Consider the following 14,210-nt stretch of genomic DNA (forward strand, 5'->3'; position numbering starts at 1 on the left):
GTCCTTTTTATTTGTCCAACTATCTTCTTTGATAACACTCATTTTTATTGTTAAAAATCAAATTGCTTCAGTCGTTTTGTTGATTTTTGACTCTTTCTGAGCGCGACGTAGTTGACAAACACCGTGGGTAATCAAACAAACAATACCTAACCAAATCAGTCCATAACTATAAATCATTGCTGATTCAAATGGATTGCCCAAAACGGTTATTGCCAAAATGAACAACAATGCTGGCTCCAAATAACTCATCATGCCATAGACGTTCATTGGCAACATTTGACTGGCATCGACGTTGGTTTTCATCGCCAGCACGCTAAGTACACCCAATCCTGCCAGCATTATAATAAAGAAACCCGAACCGCTAACAAGTATCAAACTACTTGGAGCAATAAAAAATAAATAAGCCAAGGCAAACGGCGCGAATATCGTTAAGTCAATCAACAGCCCAGTCACTGCACCAATACCTTGTAAACGGCGCAGAATATAATAAATAGGATACGTGCCGCACACCCAAAGAGTAGCCCAAGAGACGCTTTGTGTACGTACAATCTCACTACCGACTCCGACTGCAGCAAAAGCAACCGCCAACCATTGCAGGCGGCTGAGCTTTTCGCCAAACAGCACGCAACCAAACACCACCATCATCAGTGGAAATAAAAAATAGCCCATCGCTGTCTGTACGCCTTGCCCATTGACGGGTGCCCACATAAATAACCAGAACTGACTTAAGAATATCGGCGTGGGCAATAGTAACCATGCCCATTGTTTAACAGAGCCTAGCGCTTTTAACTTATCCATATGAAAACCTAAGCGCCCACTAATAAGCAGATAGCCTATCAGTGCCGCCCACATCGCCAGCATCCGCCAGATAAAGACTTGTGTCCCTGATAACGGTGCTAAAAAGCTGCTATAAGCATAAAGTACGCCAAATAACACGTTGGATAAGATTGCTAGTGCTACACCCATCATCAAAGTGCGCTGCTGCACGCTGCCTTTCGTCCACATTGCTGGCAATGGCAAGCGCGCGACAGTCGTTGCTAGCGTATTTGCGAAGACAGTAGAGAACATTGAAGTAGACATAAAAACACCGTAAGTTTAAATAGATTTTAGAAAACCAGTTGTTAGCTTTTAGCTGTTAGGGCTAAGCTTTGGTTGCTAGGCTTGGGTTGCTCATCTTTGATTGATAGCGTCTATTTTACTGAGTGATGGTGAGATATTATCTCTATAAAAGCCAATTTATAAATAAATTTATCTTTTTATCTAATTAAAACTAAATATTTTCTTATTTTTTAATTTATAGTGATAATAACTATAAAAATAGTTAATGAAAATACTTGATAGAAGAGAGAACGCAATGAGCCAAATTTTAGATAATACTGACAAGGCTATTTTGAATTTACTGCAAGATGACGCGACCTTGCCACTAAAGACCGTCGCCGAGCACGTCAATGTGTCTATCGCTACGGCTCAACGTCGCGTGCAAGCACTGATAGACAATGGGGTGATTACTAAGCAAGTGGCTATCGTCGATCCTAATAAGGTTGGTTATAGCTTGACGGCGGTAGTAATGGTAGAGATGGAGCGCTCGAATAACTCTATGCAGCATCGATTTGAGCGTTTGATGAATGCCCAGGCGCAAGTGATGAGCTGTTATGAAGTATCTGGCGATGCGGACTTTATGCTCATGGTGAGTGCTAAAAATATGCAGGATTATCATCAGCTCACTCGCAATTTGCTCACTTACGAAAATAATGTACGTAATTTTAAGAGTCAATTTGTGATGAATTTTACCAAGAGTGGTACGAAGATTTATCTAGATTGATAGCTGCTTTTTGCCTAATAGCTATCGATAGATTACTCTGTGCTATCAATTACTTATCATTAATGGTTTATAACATCATGAACGTTATTCATGTTAAAATGAGCGCCTTTAAATTAGCCATTAACTACCGTTATCCATAATGGCTATTATATATATGCATATTTTCTGATTAAGGTTATCCCATGTCTGCCGATACCATCGCCCGCACCGCCTTTAAACAAGGTACCAAACCCCTTTACGACTACGACAAACATTGGGCGAGCTGCTACGAGCCTGCGCCTTATTTGCCGATGAGCCGCAAAGAGATGGATGAGCTTGGCTGGGATGCCTGCGATGTCATCATTATCTCGGGCGATGCTTATGTCGATCACCCAAGCTTTGGTATGGCGATTATTGGGCGCTTACTAGAATCACAAGGCTTTCGCGTCGGTATCATTGCTCAGCCAGATTGGAAGAGTAAAGATGCCTTTATGGAACTTGGCAAGCCAGTCTACGCTTATGGTGTGACGGCAGGTAATATGGACAGTATGATTAACCGTTATACGGCTGATCGTAAGATCCGTAGTGATGACGCCTACTCTCCTGGCAACGTCGCGGACAAACGTCCTGACCGCGCGGCCATCGTTTATAGCCAGCGCTGCCGTGAAGCCTATCCTGATGTGCCGATTATCTTAGGTGGTATCGAAGGCAGTCTGCGCCGTATCGCCCATTATGATTATTGGTCAGATAAAGTACGCCGTAGTATTTTGCTTGATGCCCGTGCCGATGTCTTATTATATGGTAATGCTGAGCGCGCCATCGTCGATGTGGTACACGGTTTATCTAAAGGCTATAGCTTTGAGCAAATGAGCAATTTGCGCGGTACAGCATACTTGCTCACGCCGACGCGCCGTCATTGGCAAGCGGGCATGACCGAAGTTGCCAGTAATGATGTCGATACCGTCGGTCGTGTTGATCCTATTATCAACCCCTATGTGATGACGGAAGATCTTGACCAGTGCTCAATTGAACAAGATAAGCCTAGCGACTCTCCTGTTGGACAATCATTATCAGGAATGTCAGGGCAATATCCAGGATTTGTGTCTGAGCCGGTGACCAATAAAATTTTGAATACTGACCAAGTCGATGAAGAGACGCAAGTTGTACAAATGCGCGGCTTTAATAAACCAATGACAGCGCGCAAGCATAAGATAAAGATGCCGCCACGTGAGAAAACCGTTATTCGTTTGCCTGATTATGAGCATGTCAAATCTGACCCTGTGCTTTATGCCCATGCCAGCCGTATCTTGCATCTTGAGACCAATCCGGGTAATGCACGTGCGCTGGTACAACGTCATAGTAGCGGCGCCGGTAATTCACATACCTCTATCGATGTGTGGCTCAATCCGCCACCGATTCCACTTTCAACGGAAGAGATGGATTATGTGTTTGACTTGCCTTACGCTCGTCTGCCGCATCCAAGTTATGGCGATGCGCGTATCCCTGCTTATGACATGATTAAATTTTCGGTCAATATCATGCGTGGCTGTTTTGGCGGCTGTACTTTTTGCTCTATCACCGAGCACGAAGGACGCATTATCCAAAACCGCTCAGAAGAATCTATCCTACGTGAAGTCGAAGCGATTCGTGATACTGCACCGAACTTTACCGGCGTTATCTCTGATCTTGGTGGTCCGACTGCCAATATGTATCGTCTAAACTGTAAAGATGAGACCATTGAGAAAAATTGCCGCAAGCCGTCGTGCGTTTATCCTGATATCTGTGAAAACCTAATCACTGATCACAGTAATTTGACTCAGCTATATCGTAAAGCGCGTGATATCAAAGGCGTGAAGAAAATCCTTATTGCCTCTGGTCTGCGTTATGATTTGGCGATTAAAGATCCTGAATATGTTAAAGAGTTGGTCAGTCATCATGTCGGTGGTTATCTAAAAATTGCCCCTGAGCATTCAGAAGAAAACGTTTTATCAAAAATGATGAAACCCGGCATGGGCAATTATGACAAATTTAAAGCCATGTTTGAGCAGTACAGCTTCGAGGCAGGCAAAGAGCAGTATTTGATTCCCTACTTTATCGCCGCCCATCCGGGTACCAAAGATGAAGATATGATGAATCTTGCGCTATGGCTAAAAGGCAATGGCTACCGCGCTGACCAAGTACAGGCTTTTTACCCAAGCCCGATGGCGACCGCAACCACCATGTATCACACCCATAAAGACCCACTGCATAAAATCAGCCGTGACGAAGGTGATGTAGATATCGTCAAATCTGGTAAGCAGCGCAAATTGCACAAAGCTTTCTTACGTTACCATGATCCAAAGAACTGGGTAATGCTACGTAAAGCGCTACAAGAAATGGGACGCGGTGATTTGATTGGTAAAAATCGTGGCTGTTTAATCCCGCCATTTAACGCCAGCTTAGAAGGTCGTGATGCCGCACAAGACAGCTATCAGTCGGCGCGTAAGAAAAACAGCCGTCTAGGTAATGACTCAGTGAAACGTAGCAATAAAACAGCTGACAGCTGGTCGAGTAAAGCTACTGCGGGCAAGAATACGGGTGGCAAAAAGCAAGTGAGCAAAGGCAACTTCCAAACTCAGCATACGGGCTTACCACCACGTAAAACGAAGTAATTAAATGACTATTGATTTGCTGTCATACAGTGGATCAAAAGCGCCTATCGACTAAATATCGATAGGCGCTTTTTTATTTGACTCTGAAGCGGTTTATGATGTTTGTTAAAATTAAGTATAGTCAATGAAAAGTAATATCGACACATTATGTACTGCTGGTATCAATTTTTCTTGCTTGCTGTGCCTACGCAGACAGAGGCTGCAAAAAATTTGTACCAGCAGTACCGTCGCGTTTCTAGAGTATTTTGACTATAAATCACAAGTTTATCAAAAACCCTAAAATAACCGTTACAGTAATCAGTGATTACGTAACCCAGTGAACATGTAACAAACAATTTCTAACATTCTTTAAAGACTGTTATCGTTACTATATGCGCTATAGTCAGTTCAAAATAAAAGCGATACGATTGTAATACGTGCTATTGGCTATAATTTTTTCTTGCTTGCTGTTCGCAGGCGTGACAGAGGCTGCAAAAAATTTATAGCCAATAGCACTGTATCGTTTTTAAAATGAATCGACTATATATGCTTAACGCATAGTTAATAACAAATACACGATGACTTCGATACTTTTGGAGAAAGCCATGAACACCCTAACCAAACTTGCTACTGCTCTACCTACTCTTGCTCTACTAAGTGCTTGTGCCACCACTGCTCCTACTACGCCAAATACACCTGCTTCAGAAAATGTGACTGACGCCGCTTATGATCGCATGGCACCAGCGCCTTATACCTGTACTGATGGCAGCACTATCAACGCAAAACAGTCAATCAATAAAAAACAAGTGATGCTAAACGCCACACTGCCCAAAGTAAACTGGGCAAATCAGCCAATCATCTTAAATGGTGCAGTACAAGGTGATACCGCAAGCTATGTCAATGAGTCGAACCCAGAAGTGATCTATGCATGGCACATGAAAGGCGACAAAGGTATCCTCGCCATGAAATGGGCTGACGGTAAAGCATACCAAGTGAATTGCCAAGTGGGTAGATAATGATTTCGGTTTAATCGTCCATTGATAACGATAAACCTATAATTGTTAAACTTAGCATTACTATAAACAGTCATCATTTGGTGGCTGTTTTTTATGCCTGCTCTGTTAAACGGTTTATATAAAACGCGCCTTCTTAACTGACCTGCTAAAATAAGAAATAGCCCTTTTTTGCATTTCGCTAGAGAAGCACATAAAAAGCTGTCAAAATAGCCCATGTATAAAAACATCTCATGACTTATCATAAATAGGATACCTCGATGCCAAAGCGTCTTATAACCATGCTCATTATTACGACTGCCAGTATCTGGGCGCTAACAGGCTGCGATAATAGTGCTGATACTACGGCTAAAAAAACGGATGCGGCGGTATCGACGACGGACTCAGCGGCGGCAAAGACTATTGATTGGTCAGTCATGGATAGCGGTGAGAAGCCAGCCGATCTTACTAACTATCCATATCCGTTTGCACTTGATAGCCAAAATGTCAGCGACTACGCTGATTATTTTAAAGTTGATAATGCCACTGCTCAGCATAATCTGACAGTGAGTATGGCAAGTAATGAAGCGCTATCAAAAGCGTTGGATCAGCTCAGTGAAAGTTATGTCTCGCATGAGTTGACTGATGATAAAGATATGACACTGATCATTCATACCACGCCTGATATCGCAGCTAGCAGCTATGATTATGTCCTGACTGGGAACTTTGCAAAAGGACTAGTGCTACCTATCGTGATTCAGCCAGATGGGAAGAAAAGTGATGTGAAGGGGCATAGTAAGGGTGAGCTGCCAGAATAGGGGGTTTAATAGTCTGAATATAGTGCTATCAAAACTGCCAATGCTTTAACGGATGAGCAGCGAGAACTACAAGTGACTTATGCTGTCAATCCGGTTATCAAGCACGGCACTTAATTGAGAACTTCTTTGCTAAAATTAAGCAGTACCGTACAATTGCCACTCGATATGACAAGCTAGCTCGTCATTTCTTGAGTGCTATTCATCTGGTTTATTGTATTGTTTGGCTTAATTAATGACACGCCCTAGTATCAATCCTATCTCGCGTGCTTCTTTTAGCCAACTTGGGAACTCTTCTAGCATGTTCTCGTACAAGGCTTCTTCGCTAATGTCATCCAAGTCATCTAATTCGAAAAAGTTGCAGTTATCAATCACGCGCCCTGTCATGTCGTCTAATTTTTTTAAGATGCCATAACCACGACCACCCAAGCCCACAAATTGCCAAAACATAGGAAGCTTTGCCGCTTCAGTCATGACTTTAGTGATTGCTGCCAAATACCAATCTCTAACGCTTGAATTTGATTGAGTGGGGTGTCGGCTGATAATACAAAAAATAGGCTTTCTATCTTAGTAGCCAGTTTGGATAAATTAACTCCAAACTCGGCTTGAATGCCTTTATTAGTCGTCGGCTACGACTCGTAATGGGTGAGCTTGATTTGCCCGCAAGGTGAGGTTGGCTGATTGTAAAATACCATGTAATCATCATTGATCAGTTTGCCCGCTGCGTCTAAGGCAAAGCAGCTGATATCCATCTCTATCGGGCTTTGGCGAATAAACTTAAGCGTGATTGGTGCGGTGTCGTCAATAGCAAGATTGCTTAAAGGCGCGCGTTGTCCGACGGTGAGATGGTTCATGGTGTTCCTTACGTTAGCGTGTTATTCCTTTAGAGATAATATAGCGTAATTACTGATATTAAAGAAATACTCACCTTGAAAGAAAGAACGGTTTATGAATTAAAAAACTATATTTTACAAGTAAATATTTTCACTGTATAAAAATTAATGGCTATTATAAATATAGTCATATACCTCATCCAGTGTAAATAATATGAAGTATACTAAATCAACGCCTCCAACAGACAAAGTATTATAATATCTACCTGAGTCCACATTGAGCTTGTCACATACTCGCTTATCAAAAGTGACACAAACCTTTGTTCTTAATTTTACAGAACTATCACTTTTAAGCGCATCAAACATAATATTTTCATAAAAATAGTTAAACTTAACATTTCTGTTTTTAAAGTCTAAATAAGTTATTTGGTTTTCAGGTTCTATATATGAAAACTCGCTTATACTAAGTTTATTTAAAAAACTCCTGACTACTTCGTTAATATATTTTGATGATATATCATTTTTTATATTGGAATTGAAATCCAATATATAGTTACTTTCAAAGCTAGAGTTATGCATTTAAATATACACTCTGTATTTTATTGAAGTTCATCTTGCATATTTGAATACCTTGTAGTGAACCATCTTCATCATTATGAAGCTGAAAATATTCATCGCTGCAAGTATAATAAGGTATACCAAATTGACTCTGAATACTCTTATTCTCACAGTATGGGTTATTATGAAGACAAAAATCATATGTTAATTGTTTAGTTATATTTAATTTTAGCTCTGGTGAATTCTCTTCAAAATAACTTAATGGTAGGTATTTCCAATCTATACAATGAATATCAGGATTGGAATGTCTATTTCTATCATCTTCGAAAATCCCATTCATTTCAGCTAAAAAAATAGATTCGGAAATACCATTTAAATAATATAGTTTTGAGTTTATTTTTTTTACAATCAGACTGTTATATTTTTTAGATATTTTCCTAGGGTTTCTAAACCCCATTACTTCAAACTTATTTATAAATTTATTGAAAGCACTTATTTTCATTTGTTCAGAAGCTTCATAATTAATTAATTTTTTAGATGAAAAACTAACAATTATATATTCATTATTGAATATATTTCTATTCTTCTCCACTTTATAAGATATAATTCCCTGATTAAATAATAGCTCTATAAAGGATGATATATCATTATTTTTTACCACTAAATCAGGTCTCATCCATCTTTTATTTTCATTAAACTTTATATAAAAATTATTATCAAAACTTCTATCTATTAATATACCGAAACCACCAAAATTTCTTCTTATAATATTATTTAACTTGTTTTCAAAATTCAATTCTGAATCGCAATAAAGTATTTCACTTTTATCTAGATTATTAATAAAAAAAGTATTACAGATATCTTCCCATATTTGAGAGAAGTTATTTATACCCCAAAAGCCTTCTTCGTTTTCATTATCAAATATCAGACCACTATATAGAAATTTCTCGACGGCATCGTACATTAACCAGTAAGACGAGTCTTTGTAAGCAGTGTATCTATGCACTAAATCCAAACGATCTTTTAATATTGTTATAGTAGAGTCAAAAGTATGTTCGTTAAAAAGCCCTTGCTCGGCTGTTAAATTTTTGTAGGAAAAATTATAAGCAATATCTTTTATTCTGTCATTTATATCGTAATCAAGCTCAACTAGTAACTCATTGTAGATGTAACAGTATATCTCTATGATTTCTGCTGGAATACCTTGAATAATATTTCTTTCACCAACCATAAAATCAATAATAATACTATGATTTTTTAGAAAAACCCCATTATTTATTAAACTATCAATTCTAGAGTAATCAATTTCTTCTACTAGACCTGATTGCTGTATCAAAGTTTCAATGTCTAGCTCTTTATGCACTTCTATCATACCTTCAATCATTTCAATTTTACTGTACATAATAACTTCGTTATCATTACTATCAGTAAAACGATATGAACCATTACCTTTAACAGAAACATTATCTTTTGACTGGGGCTTATCATCAAGAATTTTTTCTACATTTTTCCTTTCATCTACAAATTTTTTAAAAGTTTTATACATGTTAAAAAATACATATTTTACATTATTATAATTAGGATCAAAGTCCTCAAAACCTCTCGGTAAAATGAAATGCATTTCTTTTGTATTTCTATCTTTTCTAATGCCAACAAAAGAACCGCACTTTCTCTCCTGTGACTCCTTACCTTTGATTATCTTTAATTCATCAAAATTAAACATTATAACTTTCAACTCTTTTAATAAAATTATCAATTTTTGTAGAAAAATCTCCAAAAGTTATTAACTCATTTTTATCTTTAATATCTAGTAATTCCAAAAGGGGTTTTTTATCTCTAGTAAATACACTATCCCAAATAAAGAACATCAGCTTACTTTGTACTACTGATTTTGAAATCACGTCACCCTTTATAAAGTACTTTCCAACTTGCTTATCTTCTATTCCCCGAATGTAGGAATGGTTGTTTTTAATAAATGAATTTAACTTTCTAATAAAACTCTCCCAATCCGACCTGTTATTAAATGCAGTACCTCCAGACTTAATTAGATTTGAATTTATATCAATGAACTCCCAATCCCAACGTCTCTTAAATGCACTATCCATATAATAGATAGAGCTATCAGAAGTATTCATAGTGGCTATTATTGATAAATTTGGTGGAATTCTTATAGTTTTATTTATTAAATCGAAATTTAAAAATTTTAATTTTTGTTGTAAACTCATAATACTTTGGCTATTAAAAGGAGGGATACTTAAATGAGTAATCTCATTATTTTTCTTTGAAAAGTCTCCATCTAATAACTCCAATAACTTAATGAACATTACACCATTAATACTGGTTGTATAGCTAGACCAGCCATCTTCCTCTCTATCTAATAATTGGAATATAGAACCAAAAATAGCAGAAGAGTTTCCTCTGTTTATCTCATCAATAACCAACGCTACATTTTCTACCTCTTTACCCTCAATCTTGTTTTCGTGCTTATCATAAGTACTTAGAATATTTTTATAAGCTTGACTTAACGCTTTTAAAAAATGACCTTCATAGAAATTATATTCTACCTGCCCATCTTGCGTCATGGGTAATAATTTACCCATAAAGTCACCATGAGTATACTCAGGATGAAACACTGCCTTAATGATGTTTTCAGGTTTATTTATTTTAAGCTCTTCAGGTATGATTGTTTTATCAATCATATAACTTTTACCAGTACCAGGACTGCCAAAAATGATTTTTTGAATAGGTTTAGAACTCATTATATTTTCTCTAAATTATTTGATAGTATTTATGACCGTATCACAAAATTTTGTCTTGCTCTATTCATATTGACTAGCTTATGACAAATGTATATAAAGATGCTCATTTGCCATAAGAAGTGAACTTATTATTTATTACAACGCCTTTAATTCTTCCATCTGCGCCGTCATCGCTGTCAACTGCCCTTCTAACTCAGCCAATTTTGCTTTTTCAGCATCGACCACTTCGGCTGGTGCTTTACTAACAAAGCCTTCATTATCCAGCTTACGCGAGATACCTTCCGCTTGACCTTTCAACTTATCATATGACTTACCCAAACGCGCTAGCTCAGCGGTTGGATCGATCAGACCTTTCATTGGGACAAGCACACGTAGCTGACCGACCATACTTGATGAAGATAGCGGCACATCATCGCCTTCTTTGACGATCTCTAAGCTCTCTACCTTAGCAAGCGCTTTGAACTGGTTTTTGATACGTGATAGACGCGCATCTTCATCAGCAGAGATATTTTGTAGTAGCACGGGCAGACGTACGGCGTTGCCCAGTTTCATCTCACCACGGATATTACGGACGCTAGCGATTAGCTCTTGTAGCCACGCCATATCCGCCTCAACCTGCTCACTGATTTGTGCATCATCGGTTTGTGGATAGTCAGCAATCACGATGCTTTTGGTATTTTTACGACCCAATAGCGGTGCCACTGTCTGCCAAATTTGTTCAGTCAGATACGGCATGATTGGATGGCTAAAGCGTAACGCCGTCTCTAGCACGTGCAGCAATACGTAGCGGATTTGTGCCTTACGCTCATCCGATACCGAGTCATCGTTTAGACTGGCTTTGGCAAGCTCAACATACCAATCACAGTACTCGTTCCAGATAAACTCATAGATATCTTGGCTGACCATATCAAGGCGATACTGAGAAAAATGCTGATGAATATTGGCAACCGTTGAGTTTAGGCGACTCATAATCCACTTTTCTGGTAATTCCCATACGTCAGGATTTGCCACTTGGTCGATAGGCTTAGCATTGCCTTCGCTATCGACGCAGTTCATCAGTACAAAACGGCTGGCGTTCCAGATTTTATTACAGAAGTTACGATAGCCTTCGACACGCTTGAGATCAAAGTTAATATCGCGACCGGTACTGGCAAGCGAGGTAAAGGTAAAGCGCAGTGCATCCGTACCAAATGCTGGGATACCTTCTGGGAACTCTTTACGCGTTTGCTTTTCGATTTTGGCCGCGTCTTTCGGGTTCATCATATTACTGGTGCGTTTTTCAACCAGTGCTTCAAGCTCAATACCGTCGATAAGATCGATAGGATCTAAGACGTTACCTTTCGATTTTGACATCTTTTGACCATTGCCATCACGTACTAGACCATGCACATAGACGGTCTTAAACGGTACTTGCGGCGTGCCATATTCGTTTTTCACGAAGTGCATGGTCATCATGATCATGCGGGCCACCCAAAAGAAGATAATGTCAAAACCAGTGACCAACACACTGGTCGGGTGAAAGGTTTTCAGCACGCGCGGATCCGCATTGACGTCCGCCCAGTCAAGCGTACTAAACGTCCATAGACCCGAGCTAAACCACGTATCGAGGACGTCGTCATCTTGGCGCAAGGTGACATCATCGCTTAGATTATATTTACTGCGTACTTCCGCCTCATCACGCGCCACATAAATCTCGCCAGTCGCATCGTCATACCATGCAGGGATACGATGTCCCCACCAGAGCTGACGGCTGATACACCAGTCTTGTAGATCCGTCATCCACGACATATACATGTTTTTATATTGTGCAGGGACGAACTCAATACGACCATCTTCTACCGCCTCAATCGCCGGCTTGGCAAGCTTGTTTACGGCGACGTACCATTGATCGGTCAACCATGGCTCAACGATCGTACCGCCACGCTCAGCACGCGGTGCTTTTAGCGCGTAATCTTCTATTTCCTCTAGCCAGCCTTGCTCGCCTGCTTGCTCGACGAGGAATTTACGCGCGGCAAAACGCTCAAGTCCTGCATACTCATTAGGCGTAGTCTCTAATGTTGACTCACGCGTTTGCAGGTCAGGATAAACTTCCATCGCTGCTAAGATATTGGCGCGCTCATCTAAGATATTAATCAGCGGTAACTCATGACGACGACCCAATTCATAATCATTAAAATCATGTGCTGGGGTGATTTTTACGCAGCCCGTACCGAAGTCTTTTTCGACATAATCATCAGCGACGATAGGCACGACGCGACCAGTGATTGGCAAGGTAATAGTTTTGCCGACTAAATGCGCATAACGCTCATCGCTAGGATTGACCGCGACAGCAGTATCACCAAGTAAGGTTTCCGGACGCGTGGTGGCGACGACCAGATAGTTTTTGCCATCTTGGGTAGTGATATCTTTATCGGTGAAATGATAACGGAAATGCCACAAGCTACCTTTTTCATCGTGATTTTCGACTTCTAAATCTGATAGCGCGGTTTGGAATTTAGGATCCCAGTTCACCAAACGCTTACCGCGATAAATCAGACCATCATCGAACAAACGAACGAATACTTCTTTTACCGCATTGGACAATCCATCATCCATCGTGAAGCGCTCACGCGACCAGTCGACCGAGCTTCCCAAACGGCGAATTTGGCTGGTGATATTGCCGCCCGACTCTTCTTTCCATTCCCACACTTTATCGACGAAGTCTTCGCGCGTCATATCACGGCGCTTGATACCTTGGGCCTCCAAACGACGCTCAACGACCATTTGCGTTGCGATACCTGCGTGATCCGTACCGGGTTGCCACAGCGTATTGTCGCCATCCATACGGTGATAACGGGTTAGCGCATCCATGATGGCATTATTAAAACCATGACCCATATGCAGCGAGCCGGTGACATTCGGCGGTGGCAAGGCGATAGAGAAGGATTCGTCTTTATCAAAGGTCGGCTGAAAATAACCACTTTCTTCCCAGCCTTGATACATGCCTGCCTCGACTTCCGCAGGATTATAGGCGTTTTCAAGTTGGCTTAGAGCAGCTTGGATAGATTGGGTCAGGTTAGTTTTGCTGCTTTGAATATCAGGAGTGCTCATAATAAAAAGGTCTTTTGTGAATAATGAATGTGGTCAAATAAATACGTTAAAAATAGGGAAAATAATGAATAGAGTGATTTTAACGCAGATAGCAGGATTTTGTTAGATGCTAAGGCAATTTAAGCGTATAGCGCTTCGAAAATAGATTTTATTCTTGGTTGATTTCTGCTCAACCAAAGATGACATATTTTAAAAAAATCTCTTTTTAGAGCAAATAATGTTTTAGGGTCATTATATCCTCTCTGAACATATCCCATATACTTATCACCAACAGCTTCATCTATACAGTAAAGAGAATTGGTGAAACCATCTACATCTTGTAAATTATTATCGTAACTGAAAAACTCTTCGAATTTATAGTAAAGCCCCGCCTCACCATTATCCAGGATATTATAATTTTCTGGCTGTACATTATGCTTATTAATTATCTGATAAGTATAAATCCACTTAGCCTGCTCTGTGTTAATGTCTGGAAAGCCTAAATTAAAAATCGCCCTTTGAAACGCTTCTTTATTGCCTCTCGGATATATAGGGTCATCATCAATTATCGATAACATCTCATGATCGTAGTATTCGTTATCGAGTAGGTAATGAGTGTATTCGACAATTTTCTTATCGGATAATAAATCAAGCTTCAGAAGACTAGCCGTCACTGCCATCTCGCTTTGCCAAGGACTATATTTGGATAATGCTCGCATAACCTCTCACCACTATATTAAAACACTAGATTTG

General features: G+C 39.8%; 11 protein-coding genes and 1 pseudogene. 5 read left to right on the top strand and 7 right to left on the bottom strand.

The window, feature by feature from the left end:
* Positions 1-57: 57 nt before the first annotated feature.
* Positions 58-1,080: an EamA family transporter RarD gene (gene rarD, locus JMW90_RS06605; protein WP_265089227.1), complete on the bottom strand. Its 1,023-nt coding sequence runs from the start codon at positions 1,078-1,080 to the stop codon at positions 58-60.
* A gap of 274 nt (positions 1,081-1,354) precedes the next feature.
* Here rarD and JMW90_RS06610 point away from each other — a divergent pair, with 274 nt between their 5' ends.
* The 5 genes and pseudogenes from JMW90_RS06610 to JMW90_RS06630 all read left to right on the top strand — a co-directional run.
* Positions 1,355-1,822: an Lrp/AsnC family transcriptional regulator gene (locus tag JMW90_RS06610; protein WP_201562434.1), complete on the top strand. Its 468-nt coding sequence runs from the start codon at positions 1,355-1,357 to the stop codon at positions 1,820-1,822.
* 182 nt (positions 1,823-2,004) lie between these two features.
* The gene (locus JMW90_RS06615; RefSeq protein WP_201562436.1) at positions 2,005-4,452 is read left to right on the top strand and encodes a YgiQ family radical SAM protein; all 2,448 of its coding nucleotides are present in this window, start codon (positions 2,005-2,007) and stop codon (positions 4,450-4,452) included.
* 584 nt (positions 4,453-5,036) lie between these two features.
* The gene (locus JMW90_RS06620; RefSeq protein ID WP_201562438.1) at positions 5,037-5,447 is read left to right on the top strand and encodes an MliC family protein; all 411 of its coding nucleotides are present in this window, start codon (positions 5,037-5,039) and stop codon (positions 5,445-5,447) included.
* Between the two features lie 257 nt (positions 5,448-5,704).
* A complete protein-coding gene (locus tag JMW90_RS06625) occupies positions 5,705-6,241 on the top strand; it encodes a hypothetical protein (RefSeq protein ID WP_201562440.1) in 537 nt (178 codons plus the stop codon).
* A gap of 95 nt (positions 6,242-6,336) precedes the next feature.
* A pseudogene (locus JMW90_RS06630) lies at positions 6,337-6,474 on the top strand (transposase); the annotation flags it as partial.
* Here the strand turns inward: JMW90_RS06630 and JMW90_RS06635 are convergent.
* From JMW90_RS06635 to JMW90_RS06660, 6 genes are all read right to left on the bottom strand, one after another.
* Entirely contained in the window at positions 6,467-6,733 is a 267-nt protein-coding gene (locus tag JMW90_RS06635) for a VWA domain-containing protein (protein ID WP_265089228.1), read from the bottom strand. The pseudogene JMW90_RS06630 and the gene JMW90_RS06635 sit on opposite strands and share 8 nt — an antisense overlap.
* Positions 6,734-6,867: 134 nt before the next feature.
* Positions 6,868-7,092 (bottom strand): TerD family protein, encoded by a 225-nt coding sequence (locus JMW90_RS06640; RefSeq protein WP_201562442.1) that lies wholly within the window; start codon positions 7,090-7,092, stop codon positions 6,868-6,870.
* A gap of 550 nt (positions 7,093-7,642) precedes the next feature.
* The gene (locus JMW90_RS06645) at positions 7,643-9,352 is read right to left on the bottom strand and encodes a hypothetical protein (RefSeq protein ID WP_201562445.1); all 1,710 of its coding nucleotides are present in this window, start codon (positions 9,350-9,352) and stop codon (positions 7,643-7,645) included.
* Positions 9,345-10,388 carry an AAA family ATPase gene (locus tag JMW90_RS06650; RefSeq protein WP_201562447.1) on the bottom strand — a complete coding sequence of 348 codons (1,044 nt, stop codon included), beginning with the start codon at positions 10,386-10,388 and terminating at the stop codon, positions 9,345-9,347. Before JMW90_RS06650 ends, JMW90_RS06645 begins: the two co-directional genes overlap by 8 nt.
* A 135-nt stretch (positions 10,389-10,523) precedes the next feature.
* Positions 10,524-13,478: a valine--tRNA ligase gene (locus JMW90_RS06655; RefSeq protein WP_201562449.1), complete on the bottom strand. Its 2,955-nt coding sequence runs from the start codon at positions 13,476-13,478 to the stop codon at positions 10,524-10,526.
* A 119-nt stretch (positions 13,479-13,597) separates the two neighbouring features.
* A complete protein-coding gene (locus JMW90_RS06660; RefSeq protein WP_201562451.1) occupies positions 13,598-14,176 on the bottom strand; it encodes a hypothetical protein in 579 nt (192 codons plus the stop codon).
* Between the last annotated feature and the right edge of the window lie 34 nt (positions 14,177-14,210).

The sequence above is a fragment of the Psychrobacter glacincola genome (genome assembly GCF_904846215.1).
In the GTDB taxonomy this organism is placed as follows: Bacteria; Pseudomonadota; Gammaproteobacteria; order Pseudomonadales; family Moraxellaceae; genus Psychrobacter; species Psychrobacter glacincola.